We start from the raw sequence: 16,485 nt of genomic DNA on the forward strand, positions 1-16,485 counted from the left end.
AGGCCCAGGTCGGATGAATCCGCCGGGCCTCGCTTGCTGCGGGCAACCCCTGCGAGGCGGTGGCTCAGCTAGCCCTCCACGGGGCGGAAGGGCGCTCCACCTGCTCCGCGAGGGAGACGATCCTGCGCGGATTCGAACGCCACATCCACACCAGGCCGACAACTGAGACGACAAGAGGTAAGTAATAGAAGTCCACGCCAAAACCGGTCCATGCGGAGCGTGCGGAATTGAGTTCATCGAGACCGAGCGACGCAACCCACAAAATAATCGGGATAGCGATCGATAGTGCAATCGTCACCCAGCCGACCAGACGCATGCGTCGTCCGTTGTGCGTCAAAGCCGTCGCAGCAATGAGGTAGTCGACGCCAGCAAGGAGTGCAACGATTCGTGGCCCCCAGGGCTGGCCCTGGGCATGAAAGAGATCGAGAATAGCCGTCACAAAAATCCAGGCTCCCAGGAGCCAAAACAAAGCGATGATAATGCGGCCAAGTCCAAGCGACGGCGGGCGCTGATCGCGCGCACCGACAGTCTCGTTCGTTGCGTCATGTCCATGCACGTTACCGATCCTACCGAGACCGTGGACGCCCTGCATCGCATCAACGAAGCATCCTCAACAACAGGGTGTCATGTGGCCTGATACACCGGGATGAAACACCGAGCTTCAAGACAGTATTGCCCAAACGTGGGACAATAGGCCTATAAGGACCGTGAGGCCCGCCATGAAAACAACCATCTGAGCTCCGGCTCATCAACGAGGAGTTTTAAACCTTGAGCGAATCGACCTACGACATCGTCATTCTGGGTGCGGGTTCCGGTGGCTACGCGACCGCCCTGCGCGCTGCACAGCTCGGAATGAAGGTCGCCCTCATCGACGGCGACAAGGTGGGCGGCACCTGCCTGCATCGCGGTTGCATTCCCACGAAGGCGTACCTGCACGCCGCAGAGACCGCCGACGCCGTTCGCGAGTCTGCCAAGTTCGGCGTGGCCTCCACCTTTAACGGTATCGACATGGCTCAGGTCGGCAAGTACCGCGACTCTGTCATCTCCGGCCTCTACAAGGGTCTGCAGGGTCTGCTCAAGTCCCGTGACGTCGAGGTCATCTCCGGCTGGGGTCGCCTCGCTGATGCGAACACCATCGAAGTAGGCGGCCAGCGCATCACCGGCCGCAACATCGTTCTGGCCACCGGCTCCTACTCGCGTTCGATTCCCGGCCTCGAGATCGGCGGCCGCGTCATTTCCTCCGATCAGGCGCTCCAGATGGATTGGGTTCCCTCCTCCGTCGTGATTCTCGGCGGCGGCGTCATCGGCCTCGAGTTTGCCTCCGTGTGGCGTAGCTTCGGCGCTGAGGTCACGATCATCGAAGCCCTGCCCCACCTCGCCAACAATGAGGACGAGGCCATCTCCAAACAGCTTGAGCGCGCCTACCGCAAGCGCGGCATCAAGTTCCACACGAACACCCGTTTTGCCTCGGCCACGCAGAATGAGCAGGGCGTTCACGTTCAAACCGAAGATGGTAAGGCTTTCGACGCTGACGTCCTCCTGGTCGCCGTCGGCCGCGGCCCCGTCACCGAGGGCCTGGGCTACGAGCAGGCTGGAATCACACTGGACCGCGGCTTCGTGATCACCAACGACCGCCTGCACACCGGCGTTGGCAACATCTACGCGGTTGGCGACATCGTCCCCGGCCTCCAGCTCGCTCACCGCGGCTTCATGCAGGGCATCTTCGTCGCCGAGGAAATCGCCGGCCTGAACCCGACGATGCAGGCGGATATCAACATCCCGCGCGTGACCTTCTGCGAGCCGGAGATCGCCTCTGTCGGCATGACCGAAAAGCAGGCGCGTGAAAAGTATGGCGACCAGGTGCGTACGGTCGAGTACAACCTCGCCGGAAACGGAAAGTCGTCTATCCTGGCCACATCGGGCATCATCAAGCTGGTCTCGTTTGAGGGCGGTCCGATCGTGGGCTTCCACGGCATCGGCGCACGCATCGGCGAACAGATTGGTGAGGGCGAGCTCATGGTGAACTGGGAGGCGTACCCCTCCGACGTCGCTTCCCTGATCCACGCGCACCCCAGCCAGAACGAGTCGATTGGTGAAGCGGCTATGGCACTGGCCGGCAAGCCGCTCCACGTCCACAACTGACCGAAATTTTTTAATAGGAGAACACACAATGGCAACTTCAGTGACCATGCCCGCGCTGGGCGAATCCGTCACCGAGGGCACCGTCACCACGTGGCTGAAGCAGGTCGGCGATACCGTCGAGCTCGACGAGCCCATCGTTGAGGTGTCCACGGACAAGGTCGACTCTGAGGTCCCCTCCCCCGTCGCCGGCGTCCTGCTGGAGATCCTGGTCCCCGAGGACGAGACCGTCGAGGTCGGCACCGAAATCGCGCGCATCGGCGACGCTTCCGAGGCCTCGGCTGCCCCCGCCGCCCCTGCTGCCGCCCCCGTCGAGGCTCCGGCTGCCCCGGCTGCGTCGGCTGCGTCGGCGCCCGCTGCGGCTCCCGCGCAGGGTACCGAGGTGCGTATGCCTGCTCTGGGCGAATCCGTCACCGAGGGCACCGTCACCACGTGGCTGAAGTCCGTGGGCGATGCCGTTGACGCCGACGAGCCGCTGCTCGAGGTGTCGACGGACAAGGTTGACTCGGAGGTTCCCTCCCCCGTGGCCGGTTTCCTCGCGGAGATTCGTGTTCCCGAGGATGAGACCGTCGAGGTCGGAACGGTCGTCGCGATTATCTCGTCGTCGGCCCCGACCGCCGCGTCGGCAGCAGAGGCTGCAGCTCCTGCGGCACCTGCTGCACCGGCAGCGCCTGCTGCTCCCGCTGCTCCTGCTGCTCCCGCTGCTCCCGCTGCACCGGCAGCTCCTGCGGCCCCGGCAGCCCCGGCTGCGCCGGTGGATCCGTTCCCGAATGCCTCGACTCTGGCACAGACGGCGTCGGCTGCCCCGGTCGTCGAGGCCCCCGTCGCCGTAACCGGCTCCGCGTACGTCACGCCCATCGTGCGCAAGCTTGCTCGCGAGCTCGGCGTCGATCTGACAACAGTATCGGGCACCGGTGTCGGTGGCCGCATCCGTCGCGAAGACATCGAGGCTGCCGCTGCTGCTGCCCGCGCCGCAGTTGCAGCGCCCGCGGCTCCCGCCGCGCCGTCAGCTCCGGCCGCCACGCAGCCTGCAGTCGTCCGTGAGCCCTCGCCGCTGCGCGGCACGACCGAGAAGATGTCGCGTCTGCGTCAGACGATCGCCCGCCGCATGGTCGAGTCGCTGCAGACTGCCGCTCAGCTGACCACGGTCATTGAGGTTGACGTCACCAAGGTCGCCGCTCTTCGTGCGCGCTCCAAGGACGCCTTCCTGGCCAAGCACGGCACGAAGCTGACGTTCCTGCCCTTCTTTGTCAAGGCTGCAACGGAAGCTCTCGCCTACCACCCGAAGATCAACGCGACCATCAACGACAAGGAGGTCACGTACTTCGATCACGAGCACGTGGGTATCGCCGTTGACACGCCGCGCGGTCTGCTGGTTCCCGTCATCAAGAACGCCGGTGACAAGGACATCGCTGGTATCGCAGCATCGATCAACGATCTGGCTGCCCGCACCCGCGACTCGAAGATTGGCCCGGATGAGCTGTCCGGTTCCACGTTCACTGTGACGAACACCGGTTCGGGCGGTGCCCTCTTCGACACCCCGGTCCTCAACATGCCGGAGACTGCGATCATGGGTGTTGGCACGATCGTGAAGCGCCCCGTGGTCATGAAGGGCGCCGATGGTGGTGACGTCATCGCGATTCGCTCGATGGTGTACCTGTCGCTGTCCTACGACCACCGCCTGGTGGACGGTGCGGACGCCTCTCGCTTCCTGATGGATGTGAAGAAGCGTCTCGAGGAAGGCGCGTTCGAGGCCGACCTGGGTCTCTGATCACCGCTTATCACCCGTGATGGGGTGGGTCTGCGTGGCAGGCCCACCCCATCAGTATGTGACGCTACCCGGCAGAACCCGGTGCCGTATCGCTCTGTCCATCGTCTGCAGTGACCGGTTGCGCTTTGACAACTTTGCCGGACACGGGATCAACGCGGATAACGAGATCTGTTGCTTCCGGTATATCGCGGTTTTCACATTCATCCGCGCGGCACACCTGAGATGACTGGACGGTGAGTGTTGCACCCACATCGATTGCTCCCTGCTCACAGGAGAGCACAGCGACATTGTCAATCGTCGAAGAGAGGGCCGCGACGCGAACACCTTGCGAGCGCATCGTGTCGATTCGGGTCGTGTCCTGCTCGAGTAGTTCGCCCCCGAGTACCGAGTCGAGAGCAGAGGCGTCACCGTCCACAACGGCACGATCACGCGTCGCGATTGCACGACTAATGAGATCGGTGAGGGCAGCCGGTTCACACATACTGGATGGGGCGGGCGAGGAAGTCTCCGGGCCCGACGATTGTGTGCCGGGTGCGCTACCTCTGGCCTGTGAGGTCTCGCGCCACGTCCCATACGCAATGATGGCCAGACCTGCCATGATCACAACGAGGCCACCGACGAGAATACCCACCCGCCACCGTCTCCCAATTCGCCTCGCGCCGCTGCGGTGACGCATATCCTGCGAGAAGTCACCCTCGTCATATTCAGTTACTGTGTCTTCGCGCAGTGCAGCAGCCCGCAGTTGAGCGATGATGCGTTCGGGATCGACGGGCTCGCGCAAGATGATGTGCTCATCCGCTTCGGTAACCGTCGGGGTCGCATCTGCGTGCCATGACGACGAGTCAGAGAAACCTAAAAGCTCCAGCTCTTCGTCCATGTTCAGGAGTGTGGCGATCTGACGGAGACACTGTCGGTCTCCCGCCATCCCTGATGTCTCGAGACTCCACCCGGGGGTCCCTTCGCCGTCACCGATTTCATCGATGAGGTCGATGATGACGGCTCGACCTTCAGGGGTGATGATGATGTTCGTTGGCGTGAGGTCCCCGTGCGCGATTCCGGCGGCGTGTAACGCGCTGACGCCAGCCGCGATCCCGTGGACGATCTGACGCCGTGTTGCGATCGGGCGGAGGTCAGCCGAACCGAGTTCAGAATCGAGAGTTCGTCCGCGCACATAGTCTTCGACGATTGCCCACCGGCCGTCATCCGAGCGCACGACATCGCGCAGGGTAACGACATGGCGCGAGCTGATGGATGCCCACGCTTTCCAACGCGCAAGGTTGTGCTCCCCCTCTCGAGGGGAGCGTAGCGCGACTAATGCATCGCCTGCGTCGGTGCGCGTCCTCCACAATGGACCATTGCTCCCAATGTGAAAGACCTGCCCAATGTCATATCCGCCGATTTTCATGTTCCCATTGTCCAAATCCGCATAATGTGATGCAACTCATTTTATAAAGTACCTGGTCGGACGCGAGCGCTTTTACTTATCTTCTCCGCGTAGAATAATGACCCTATGAGTGAATCGAATCCCCCCGCTAAGAGGCGCTTCTATCAGAACATCCTCGATGCGTACCGCCTGACCGCACGCACATACCCTGCGCTCCCGTGGATGCTTCTCGGAACAGCCGCTGTGGTGATCGCTATCTTCATGCTGGTGGCCTGGCTGTCCAATACCTCGTGGATTGGCTGGCTTGTCGTTGGCCTCATGGGCTCGTTCACCGCAGCTCTTGCCCTTCTGAGCTTCCTAGCGCGCCGGGCTCTGTTCTCACAGGTCGAAGATACTGCGGGAGCCGTCAAGGTCGCCCTGTCCCAAATCCAGCGGGGCTGGGTCATCCCCGAGCAGCCTATTGCGTTTACCCGCGAGCGGGATCTTGTTTGGCGCATCGTTGGACGCGCCGGAGTTGTTCTCATCTCCGAGGGTCCCGCCTCGCGCGTTCGTCCGCTTCTGCAAGCGGAAGCAAAGCGAGTGACCAAGGTGATGCGCAACGTTCCGGTTCATCAGATTCAGGTGGGACGCGAGGATGGTCAGATCGCTCTCAAGGATCTCCAGCGCGAGCTGCGTAAACTTAAGAACGTCCTGACCCCCGAAGAGGTCCCCCAGGTTTCCGCACGCATCAACGCTCTGCGCTCGGGCGAGCCGCCGATCCCGAAGGGGATCGATCCACTCCGCGCCAAGCCGTCGCGCCGTGCACTGCGGGGCAACTGAGCAACTGTTCCAAGTGGGCAAGCACTGAGTGCTTGCCCACTTGTGTATCCACTATCCGAGACGATCACATAATGCATACTATGCATGTGCTTGCATATTGAGCACACAGTTTCACTGACGTACGGATACCGAGGAACATAATCATGCATACGAAGACAATTTTCGCCACACTCGCCATAGCCGGTGCCGCGACAGCCCTGACAGCGTGCGCGGACCCAACAACGAGCACGGGCTCGGGAGGTGCGACAACGACGGCGACCGCATCGAGCACGACGTCATACGATGTTTCCTCGATTCCCACAGTCGACGAGATCGCAGCACTGGTCCCAGACGATGTCAAAAAGCGGGGCACCCTGCGCAATGGAGCCTCGACCGGTTACGCCCCTGCAGAGTTCATGGACACCGACGGGCAGACGCCGATCGGCTACGACATCGATATCAATAAGGCGCTCGCGAAGGTCATGGGCCTCAGTAGCGGGGAGACTAAGCACTCCGAGTTCCCAACGATCATCCCCGCCCTCGGGACCAAGTTTGATGTCGGCATTTCGTCTTTCACCATCACAACCGATCGGGAACAGCAGGTCAACATGGTGTCCTACCTCAACGTTGGATCCGCATGGGGCGTCGCTGCCGGCAACCCGAAGAACTTCAACCCCAGCGATCCGTGCGGGACGACGATTGCCGTTCAGACTGGAACAGCCCAGGAGGAATACGCCGCCACCCTCTCTGACGAATGCGTCGCAGCAGGAAAGAGCAAGATCACTGTCATGCCCCACGAGCTTCAGACTGACATTGCCACCAAGCTCATTGGTGGACAGTATGACGCAACGCTCGCCGACTCTACCGTCATTGGCTACACGAGCGCCCAGTCGGGCGGCAAGATCGAACAGCTCGGCGACACCTTCGAATCTGCACCTCAGGGCATTGCGGTCGCAAAGGACGATGCTCAGCTCACCGAAGCAGTCCAGAAGGCCATGCAGTACCTGATGGACAACGACTACCTGACAGACATCCTGGCCACCTACGGCGCCGATAATGCCGCTCTCACAACAGCAGAGCTGAACCCCAGCGTCAACTGACTCGTGACACACTACGCATAATATGCATTTATATGCATATGGGTGCATAATGGTAGCAATCACGGGCCTTGGCCCACTCCCATCGGAAGGCAGATCATGACCATCTCGAAGGCACACGCCCTCATCGCATTCGCAGCTGCCGCTGCACTCCCTCTCGCAGCCTGCGCGGATCCGACGTCGACCAGCTCGTCGACCAGCGGCTCGGACACATCGGCAACCACCGCAGCCACGACCTCGTACGACGTGTCGAAGATTCCGACCGTTGACGAGATCGCTGCCCTGGTTCCAGACGAGGTGAAGGCGCGCGGCACGCTGCGAAATGGTGCGTCTGCCGATTATGCCCCCGCCGAATTCCTCGGTGATGACTCGCAGACTCCTCAGGGATACGACGTCGACATCAACAAGGCACTGGCCAAGGTTATGGGCCTCAGTGAGGGAACGACCAGCCACGCGGAGTTCCCGACGATCATCCCGGCGCTCGGCACCAAGTTCGACGTCGGCATCTCGTCCTTCACGATCACCTCCGAGCGTGAGGAGCAGGCAAACCTGATCTCCTACGTCCAGGTGGGCTCCGCCTACGGCGTCGCTGCGGGCAACCCGAAGAACTTCGATCCGACCAACCCCTGCGGCAAGACGATCGGCGTGCAGACCGGTACCGCGCAGGAAGACTACGCAACCGAACTGTCGGACAAGTGCGTAGCCGACGGCAAGGACAAGATCACGATCATGCCGCACGACCTGCAGACCGATATCACCACGAAGGTCATCGGCGGCCAGTACGACGCAACCTTTGCTGACTCGACGGTCATCGGCTACACCGCAAATCTCTCGAGCGGCAAGATCGAGCAGGTCGGCGACGTCATCGAATCCGCACCGCAGGGCGTGGCCCTGAGCAAGAACGACGAACAACTGACACAGGCCGTCCAGAAGGCCATGCAATACCTGATGGACAACGGCTACCTCAAGGACATCCTGTCCACCTATGGCGCTCAGGACGCAGCCCTGACCACCGCCGAGCTGAACCCGGCGACGAACGACTGAGGCTCTCATGGCAATCATCAAAGACGGCGTCGAGCTGATCGACGCGAAACCGGTCCCCCGCCCGGGGAGGTGGGCGAGCGCAATCGTCGCCGCGATTCTCGCAGCGATGGCCGCCCACGCTCTCATCACGAACGCAAACTTCCAGTGGCAGGTCGTCTTCCAGTGGCTGTTCTCGCGTTCGATCATGCAGGGCGTGCTCTTCACGATCATTCTGACGGTCCTCGCAATGGTGGTCGGCACCGTGCTCGCGATCACGATGGCGATTATGCGTCAGTCCGTGAACCCAGTCCTACGCTGGGTGGCGATGGCCTACATCTGGTTCTTCCGCGGAACACCTATCTACACGCAGCTGATTTTCTGGTCGCTGCTGCCCACGCTGTACCCGACGCTGTCTTTCGGCGTGCCGTTCCTCGGTTCGCTGTGGGGCTGGGAGCTGAGCTTTGATACGGCCACCTATTTCACCCCTTTCTGGATGGCCTTCATCGGCCTGGGCCTCAACGAGGGTGCCTACCTCGCTGAGATCATGCGCGCTGGTCTGTTGAGCGTCTCGAAGGGCCAGTGGGAGGCTGCGACCGCTCTGGGCATGCCGCGCGGAACGATCTTCCGCCGCATCATCCTGCCGCAGGCGATGCGCGTGATTGTCCCGCCGATCGGCAATGAGACGATTTCGATGCTCAAGACGACCTCTTTGGTGTCGGCGATTCCCTTCACCCTCGAGCTCACGTTCATTGCGCGTCAGCGTGGCCAGGCGACGTTTGCGCCTGTGCCCCTCCTCATCGCCGCGGCAATCTGGTACCTCGTGATCACGAGCCTCCTGATGTGGATTCAGTCCTTTATCGAAAAGTACTATGGCAAGGGTTTCGAACGCCGCGATAATGCGGCTGCGGAATCCCCCACCGAGTCCTCGAAGGCCGACAGCGAGGACGAGACGCACACCACTAAGCTCAAGTTTCTGGATGTGACACCATGACGACCACGACGCCCATGGTCTCCGTGCGCGGAGTCCACAAGTTCTTCGGCGACCTGCACGTCCTGCGGGGTATTGATTTGGATATCGCTCCCGGCGAGGTATGCGTGATCCTCGGTCCCTCGGGCTCCGGCAAGTCGACGCTCCTGCGTTGCCTGAACATGCTTGAGGACATTAGTGCCGGTCGCGTGTTCGTCGACGGCGAGTTGCTCGGCTACCGCGAAGACGACCACGGTGTGCTACATGAGCGTCACGATAAGGAGATCGCGGCCCAGCGTTCCCGTATCGGCATGGTGTTCCAGCGCTTCAATCTCTTCCCGCACAAGACGGCACTCGAAAACGTCATGGAGGCCCCGATTCAGGTTCTCAAGCGCTCGAAGAGTGAGGCGCGCACGCAGGCACTCGAGCTCCTCGATCGCGTGGGCCTGGCCGATCGTGCGGACCACTACCCCGCCGAGCTCTCGGGTGGCCAGCAGCAGCGTGTGGCGATTGCCCGCGCGCTGGCGATGGATCCGGAGATCATGCTCTTCGACGAGCCCACGTCCGCGCTTGATCCCGAACTCGTCGGTGAAGTTCTCCAGGTCATGCAGGATCTGGCCGCCTCCGGCATGACGATGGCGGTCGTTACCCACGAAATCGGGTTCGCCCGCGAGGTCGCCGATCAGGTCGTTTTTATGGACGGCGGCGTGATCGTCGAGGCCGGAGCTCCCGCCGAGGTCATCGACAACCCACAGTCGGAGCGTACCAAGGAGTTCTTCTCCAAGGTGCTCTGATCCTCATTCGACGAGGCCGGGGCTGGGTTTTCCCAGTCCCGGCCTTTGTCGTCCCCGCGGCACCTAACGAGGGGATGGAGAAGTGTCGCTGTCAGGTGAGGGTGACGAGGTCGAGGTAGCTGTCGTCCCACAGGTCCTCATCTGCGTCCGGAAGAAGCAGGACACGCTCAGGATTCAGGGCTGTGACCGCACCGGGATCGTGCGTCACGAGGATGACGGCCCCCTCATAGTCGCGCAGAGCGGCAAGGATCTCCTCGCGCGATGCTGGATCGAGGTTGTTGGTTGGCTCGTCAAGCAGCAGGACGTTGGCGCCCGAGACGACGAGGGTCGCCAGGGCAAGGCGTGTCTTCTCGCCGCCGGACAGGACGGAGACGGGCTTCTCAACGTCGTCGCCCTGGAAGAGGAACTGTCCGAGGATGTTGCGCACGTGGGTATCGTCGAGTGTGGGGGCGGCCTCGGCCATGTTCTCTCGAATCGTGCGGGTGTCGTCGAGGGTCTCGTGCTCCTGGGCGTAGTATCCGAGTTTGAGTCCATGTCCGGGCACGACGCGTCCCGAGTCCGGCTCCTCGATGCCGGAGAGAAGGCGCAGCAGCGTCGTTTTTCCTGCGCCATTCAGGCCGAGCACAACCACCTTGGAGCCGCGGTCGATGGCCAGATCCACGCCGGTGAAAACTTCGAGCGAGCCGTACGACTTGGAGAGTCCTTCGGCGGTCAGGGGAACACGCCCGGAGGGAGCGGGATCTGGGAAACGCAGACGCGCCACCTTTTCCTGCGTGGCTTCCTGTCCGGCCTGGGCGAACAGCTCCTCAGCACGGCGCAGCATCTGCTGGGCGGCCACGGCCTTTGTGGCCTTGGCACGCATCTTTTCGCCCTGCGCCTTGAGATGCTCGGCCTTCTTCAGCGCATTGGCGCGCTCCTTACGCCGACGACGTTCGTCTTCCTCGCGCTGCTTAAGGTACGCCGCCCACCCGAGGTGGTAGATGTCGATCTGGGCGCGGTTTGCATCGAGGTAGAACACCTGGTTGACCGTGTCGCCGAGGAGCTTGACGTCGTGGGAGATGATCATGACGCCGCCGGGGAACGTCTTAATCCAGTCGCGCAGCCACATGATCGAGTCGTGATCGAGGTGATTCGTGGGCTCATCCAGGAGGAGTACATCCGCATCGGAGAAGAGCACGCGTGCCAGCTCGACGCGGCGACGCTGGCCGCCGGAGAGGGTATCGAGGGTCTGGTCGAGGACGCGGTCCTCGAGACCGAGGGAATGAGCGATCTGCGCCGCCTCGGCGTTGGCAGCCCACCCTCCGGAGTTCGTAAACTGCTGATCGAGCTTGACGTAGCGCTCCATGGCACGCTGCTGCCGCGCGCCCTCGGTCGTCGACATCTCGTGTTCGGCCTTGCGGATGCGCGCGATGATCGAGTCGATGCCGCGCACAGAGATGATGCGATCACGGGCCTTCATCTGTGGATCACCGACGTGAGTGTCCTGCGCGAGGTAGCCGACGGTGCCGTTGGACGTGATGGTTCCGGTGTGCTCGGCGGCGCCGCCGCGATCAGCCTCGCCTGCGAGCAGTCGCATCGTCGTTGTTTTACCGGCGCCGTTACGGCCGACGAGACCAATGCACATGCCTTTATCGACACGGAAACTTGCGTGGTTGACGAGCTCACGGGCACCGATACGCAATGAGAAATCCTGGACGTTAATCACCCTCCAAGAGTAGAGGGAGGGGTGCCTGTGGGCGAATCAACCCACGCCGTGAGCCCTCCCGATGCGCGCAACGGCACGATCAACAGGCACAATGGATGTCGGGTATCACCCTTTCTTTGAGTCAATCTACGAGGTTTTCACACCATGTCCGACAGCCCCATTCCGTCTGGATCGGCGCGCCAGACGCGCGCCCTTGACATCATCTCCGTCGCCTTCGTGGCACTGCTGCTCATCTCCAATATCGCCGCGACCAAGGCGTTTATGCTCGGCACGTCCACGCACTATCTCATTTTTGACGGAGGTGCGGTCCTCTTCCCGCTGACGTACATCATCGGCGATGTGCTCTCGGAAGTGTACGGATTTGCACGCGCGCGGCGCGTCATCATCATGGGTTTTGTCGCCTCGTTCCTCGCATCCCTGACCTTCTTTATCGTCCAGTACCTGCCCCCCGCGCCCGATTACGAAAACCAGGAGGCGTTCGCTGCGGTTCTCGGCGTCGTGTGGCGCGCGGTTGTGGCTTCTCTCGCCGGTTACCTGGCTGGCCAGCTCCTGAACTCCTACGTGCTCGTGTGGATCCGTCGTCGCTGGGGAACGAAGCACCTGTGGGCCCGACTCATCGGCTCGACGGTCGTCGGCGAGGCCGCGGATACCATTCTGTTCTGCACGATCCTGTTCTACGGCGAGATGACGCTGGGTAACTTCATCAACTACACGGTGACCGGGTACTTCTACAAGGTCCTCCTGGAGGTCATTCTTCTCCCTGTCACCTATCCGGTGATCGCCGCCATCCGCCGCACTGAGGGACTGAAGAAGGACGAGGTCTTTGATCGATGACCGACAACTGGCTCTCCTCCCCTGCTGCTGAGCAGCTCACGCCGTTCGAGGCCCCGGCCTCGTCGGGCGGCCACTCCCCTGACCGCGGATTTACGATCGGCACACGTCTGGAAGCGCACGGGGGCCTGGGCCGCACCGGAGTCCTCCATACCGCGCACGGTGATATTCGTACCCCGGCGTTTATCCCCGTCGGTACGAAGGCGAACGTTAAGGCACTGACCCCCGAGATGGTTCGAGGTCTGGGTGCCCAGGCAGTGCTGGCGAACGCCTACCATCTCTACCTGCAGCCCGGATCCGACATCGTCGACGAGGCGGGTGGTTTCGGCCAGTTCATGAACTGGTCGGGTCCGACGTACACCGATTCCGGCGGTTTTCAGGTGTTGTCGCTCGGCGCGGGCTTCAAAAAGGTGCTCTCACAGGAGTTTTCTGGGCAAGCCGACCCAACGGATCCCGCCGTCCAAATGCAGGCCATCAAGGCCTCGAACGCAGTCGTGGACGACGACGGCGTGATCTTCTCCAGCCACATCGACGGGTCGAAGCACCGGTTCAATCCCGAGGTATCGATGGGGATCCAGCATCAGCTCGGCAGCGACATTATGTTTGCGTTCGATGAGCTCACGAGCCTTCTTCACCCGCGCTCCTACCAGGAGGAATCACTCAAGCGAACGCACGCGTGGGCGGCGCGCTGCCTCGCCGAGCACAAGCGCCTCACCGAGGAACGCTCCCACAAGCCGTATCAGCAGCTGTGGGGCGTTATTCAGGGTGCCCAGTGGGAGGACCTGCGCCGTCTGGCCGCTCGCACGATGGCCGATATGGACGTCGATGGTCAGCGCTTCGACGGCTTTGGCGTAGGAGGAGCCCTCGAGAAGGAAAACCTCGGCACGATTGTGTCGTGGGTGTGCGAAGAGCTCGGCGAAGATCGACCTCGCCATCTTCTGGGTATCTCCGAACCGGAGGATCTTTTTGCGGGTGTCGCGGCGGGCGCGGATACCTTCGATTGCGTGAATCCGTCACGCGTCGCACGTAACGCTGCGATCTACACCCCCGACGGTCGTTTCAACATCACGAACGCACGCTTCAAGCGTGACTTCTCGCCCCTCGTCGATGGCTGTGGGTGCTACACGTGCACCCACTACACGCGCGCATACATCCATCACCTCTTCAAGGCGAAGGAAATCCTGTCAGCGACGCTGGCCACCATTCACAACGAGTGGTTCACGCTGCGCCTCGTGGATGGTATTCGCGCCTCCATTGAGGACGGTTGTTTCGATGAGTTCCGTTCCGACATGCTCGGCCGCTACGAAGCCGGTCGACGCCGCTAACTCCCGGGAGCATTCATGAGCTTTAACGACAATATCCGCTTGGATCCGTCCCGTGTCGGCACGTCGGGTGCGGGGCGCAAGATTGCAGGGGCCGGCGGCGGGTCGATTCTCGGTGTCCTCCTCATCCTCGGTTTTTCCTACTTCACGGGGATTGATCTCACGAGCCTTCTATCGTCGTCACCGCAGACCTCCTCCTCGTCCTCCTCTTCGGTGGACGTGTCGTCGTGCCAGACGGGAAAGGACGCAAACGAGCGCGTCGAGTGCCGAATGGTTGCGACCGCGCAGTCGCTTGACGCAGTGTGGAAGACTCAGCTGGCTGATCAGGGGACGGGCGTAACCTACGAGCTTCCCGACTTCCAGATCTTCACGGATTCCGTGTCGACGGCATGCGGGAACGCGACGAGTGCCGTTGGACCGTTCTATTGCCCCGGTGATTCCACCGTGTATCTGGATCTCGGTTTCTTCAACGACATGGTCTCTCAGTATGGCGCCTCCGATTCGGTGCTTGCTCAGGAGTACGTCGTTGCCCACGAGTGGGGCCACCACATCCAGAATCTACAGGGGGTCTTCCGCGCTCACGACACGCGCGAGACTGGCGCTCAGGGTGCGGGTGTGCGCTCAGAACTTCAGGCGGACTGCTACGCGGGGGTGTGGATGCACTGGGCGTCGAATACTCCCGATCCGTCAACGGGTACGCCCTACCTGAAGACCCCGACCGCCGATCAGGTTCGGGGTGCCCTGCAGACCGCGCAAGCTATTGGCGATGACCGCCTGCAAACCAAGTACCAGGGCACGTCCAATCCCGAGACCTGGACCCATGGCAGTGCCGATCAACGCGCGACCTGGCTGCAGCGCGGCCTCGACTCCGGAGATATTTCCACGTGCGATACGTGGTCGGCATCGCAGGTGTAAGGAATTCTGCGGGTCGGTACAATTGGATTCGCCGATTCCCAGGAGGAAGTCATGACACGCAGCATCGTCGAGCAAGCTCACGACATGTACGACGCGGTTCCCTACGAGGTTCCCGTGCCCGACGGGTCACTGTACAGTCTCCTGGATAATGCGGCGCGCCTGTACCCCGACCGCATCGCGCTGGATTACTTTGGCGCAACGACCACGTACGCGCAAGTACGCGACCAGGTACTCAAGGCCGCCAGGGTTCTACACGAGGCCGGGGTCCGTTCCGGCGACACGGTGGCCATCGCACTGCCTAACTGCCCGCAGGCCTTCGTCGCTTTCTACGCGTGTATGCGTATCGGAGCGGTCGCTGCGCAGCACAACCCGCTTGCTCCGGCCTCGGAGATTGCGGGGCAGCTGGCACGCCACGGGGGCAAGGTCGCGATCGTGTGGGAAAAGTGTGTGGACGCCTACCCGCTCGATGTTCTCGACACGGTGTTTACGGTCGATATTTCGCACGGTATGCCGATGTCACAGCGTGTGCTTCTTCGTCTGCCCGTCGCCCGCGCACGGAAGACTCGCAACCAGTTGCGTGGTTCCGTCCCCGCGCAGACACGCTCCTGGGACCGTGCCACGGCCTCGTCCGCGCCGATAGATTCGAGCCACCCGCTACCAACCGGCGACGACCGCGCAGTCATCCTACATACCTCGGGCACGAACGGTATCCCGAAGTCGGCGCCCCTCACCCACCGCAATATCGGTGTCAACGTTAACCAGTGCATGTTCTGGGTGTGGAAACTGCACGAGGGAGCCGAAACGTTCTTCTCTCTCCTCCCCTACTTCCACGCCTTCGGCTTGACGTTCTTCCTATGCGCTTCGGTGCGCAAGGCGGCGACCCAGGTGCTGCTGCCGAAGTTCGATGCGCAGATGGCGCTCGACGCACACAAGCGGCACCCGATTACCTTCTTTGTAGGTGTCCCGCCGATGTTCGAGCGGATCCTGCGCCAGGCACACAAGACGAATACCGACATCACCTCCATCCGATACGCGGTAGCCGGAGCCATGCCGCTGTCGACCGCGCTTGCCGCAGATTGGGAGGAAACAACCGGTGGCATGATCGTCGAAGGTTACGGTCTGTCTGAAACCGCGCCCGTCCTCACGGGCGCTCCCCTGTCGGACAAGCGCCGCCACGGCGTCCTCGGCGTTCCGTTCCCTTCGACGCAGCTGCGCCTCGTCTCCCTCGAAGACGATACGGTCGATGTCGAGGACGGGCAGCCCGGTGAAATCATCGTGCGTGGCCCGCAGGTCTTCGACGGATACCTGGATGCACCCGAGGAGAGCTCGCGCGTCTTTACCTCCGAAGGCTGGTTCAAGACTGGCGACATCGGTGTGAACAGCGACGGCTTCATCTCGATGGCTGACCGCAAAAAGGAACTCATCCTATCGGGAGGATTCAACGTCTACCCGTCCCAGGTCGAGGCAGCAATCCGATCCCATCCAGCCGTCTCAGACGTCGCAGTTGTCGGCATTCCCGTGTCCGATGCGACCGAAGAGGTCGCCGCGGCGATCATTATGGAAGACGGGAGTGCACCCCTGACTCTTGAGGAAGTGCGTGCCTGGGCGGAAAAGACCATCGCGCACTACGCACTTCCCCGTCAGCTGGTCGTCATCGCCGAACTGCCGCGTAACCAGATGGGTAAGATCTTGCGCCGCAAGGTCGCGCAGCTCGTGCGGGAGACTCTCGGGCGCTGAGA

The 16,485-nt window shown here is 62.0% G+C and carries 14 protein-coding genes; 11 read left to right on the forward strand and 3 right to left on the reverse strand.

All coding sequences use genetic code 11. The annotated features are described in order from the left end of the window. Positions 1–64: 64 nt before the first annotated feature. Entirely contained in the window at positions 65–556 is a 492-nt protein-coding gene (locus O3684_RS03630; protein WP_500065131.1) for a hypothetical protein, read from the reverse strand. A gap of 212 nt (positions 557–768) precedes the next feature. Between O3684_RS03630 and lpdA the strand changes: the two genes are divergently transcribed. Next, entirely contained in the window at positions 769–2,142 is a 1,374-nt protein-coding gene (lpdA, locus tag O3684_RS03635) for a dihydrolipoyl dehydrogenase (RefSeq protein ID WP_500065132.1), read from the forward strand. Between the two features lie 28 nt (positions 2,143–2,170). Continuing rightward, entirely contained in the window at positions 2,171–3,910 is a 1,740-nt protein-coding gene (sucB, locus tag O3684_RS03640; RefSeq protein WP_500065133.1) for a 2-oxoglutarate dehydrogenase, E2 component, dihydrolipoamide succinyltransferase, read from the forward strand. A 64-nt stretch (positions 3,911–3,974) separates the two neighbouring features. Here sucB and O3684_RS03645 read toward each other — a convergent pair whose 3' ends face one another. Further along, positions 3,975–5,315, reverse strand: coding sequence for a protein kinase domain-containing protein (locus O3684_RS03645; RefSeq protein WP_500065134.1), 1,341 nt, complete (start codon positions 5,313–5,315; stop codon positions 3,975–3,977). Positions 5,316–5,420: 105 nt separating this feature from the next. Between O3684_RS03645 and O3684_RS03650 the strand changes: the two genes are divergently transcribed. The 5 genes from O3684_RS03650 (at position 5,421) to O3684_RS03670 (ending at position 9,973) form a co-directional block, all read left to right on the forward strand. After that, on the forward strand, positions 5,421–6,113 hold the full coding sequence (locus O3684_RS03650; protein WP_500065135.1) for a DUF4191 domain-containing protein: 693 nt from the start codon (positions 5,421–5,423) through the stop codon (positions 6,111–6,113). Between the two features lie 143 nt (positions 6,114–6,256). Continuing rightward, a complete protein-coding gene (locus O3684_RS03655; protein WP_500065136.1) occupies positions 6,257–7,192 on the forward strand; it encodes an ABC transporter substrate-binding protein in 936 nt (311 codons plus the stop codon). Between the two features lie 96 nt (positions 7,193–7,288). After that, the gene (locus tag O3684_RS03660; RefSeq protein WP_500065137.1) at positions 7,289–8,233 is read left to right on the forward strand and encodes an ABC transporter substrate-binding protein; all 945 of its coding nucleotides are present in this window, start codon (positions 7,289–7,291) and stop codon (positions 8,231–8,233) included. Between the two features lie 7 nt (positions 8,234–8,240). Next, a complete protein-coding gene (locus O3684_RS03665) occupies positions 8,241–9,203 on the forward strand; it encodes an amino acid ABC transporter permease (protein ID WP_500065138.1) in 963 nt (320 codons plus the stop codon). Further along, positions 9,200–9,973: an amino acid ABC transporter ATP-binding protein gene (locus tag O3684_RS03670; protein WP_500062239.1), complete on the forward strand. Its 774-nt coding sequence runs from the start codon at positions 9,200–9,202 to the stop codon at positions 9,971–9,973. Before O3684_RS03665 ends, O3684_RS03670 begins: the two co-directional genes overlap by 4 nt. Positions 9,974–10,064: 91 nt before the next feature. Here O3684_RS03670 and O3684_RS03675 read toward each other — a convergent pair whose 3' ends face one another. Further along, the gene (locus O3684_RS03675; protein ID WP_500065139.1) at positions 10,065–11,678 is read right to left on the reverse strand and encodes an ABC-F family ATP-binding cassette domain-containing protein; all 1,614 of its coding nucleotides are present in this window, start codon (positions 11,676–11,678) and stop codon (positions 10,065–10,067) included. A 144-nt stretch (positions 11,679–11,822) separates the two neighbouring features. On the opposite strand from O3684_RS03675, the gene O3684_RS03680 reads away from it, so the two are divergent. The 4 genes from O3684_RS03680 to O3684_RS03695 are packed head-to-tail and all read left to right on the forward strand — an operon-like array spanning position 11,823 to position 16,483. Then, a complete protein-coding gene (locus tag O3684_RS03680) occupies positions 11,823–12,512 on the forward strand; it encodes a queuosine precursor transporter (RefSeq protein ID WP_500065140.1) in 690 nt (229 codons plus the stop codon). Further along, complete coding sequence (gene tgt / locus O3684_RS03685; RefSeq protein ID WP_500065142.1) at positions 12,509–13,834, forward strand: tRNA guanosine(34) transglycosylase Tgt; 1,326 nt, start codon at positions 12,509–12,511, stop codon at positions 13,832–13,834. Before O3684_RS03680 ends, tgt begins: the two co-directional genes overlap by 4 nt. A 15-nt stretch (positions 13,835–13,849) precedes the next feature. Beyond that, positions 13,850–14,746: a KPN_02809 family neutral zinc metallopeptidase gene (gene ypfJ / locus O3684_RS03690; protein ID WP_500065143.1), complete on the forward strand. Its 897-nt coding sequence runs from the start codon at positions 13,850–13,852 to the stop codon at positions 14,744–14,746. 51 nt (positions 14,747–14,797) lie between these two features. Then, positions 14,798–16,483, forward strand: coding sequence for an AMP-binding protein (locus O3684_RS03695; RefSeq protein WP_500065145.1), 1,686 nt, complete (start codon positions 14,798–14,800; stop codon positions 16,481–16,483). Positions 16,484–16,485 lie beyond the last annotated feature (2 nt).

The sequence above is a fragment of the Pauljensenia sp. 20925_1_27 genome (assembly GCF_041432835.1).
GTDB lineage: Bacteria > Actinomycetota > Actinomycetes > Actinomycetales > Actinomycetaceae > Pauljensenia.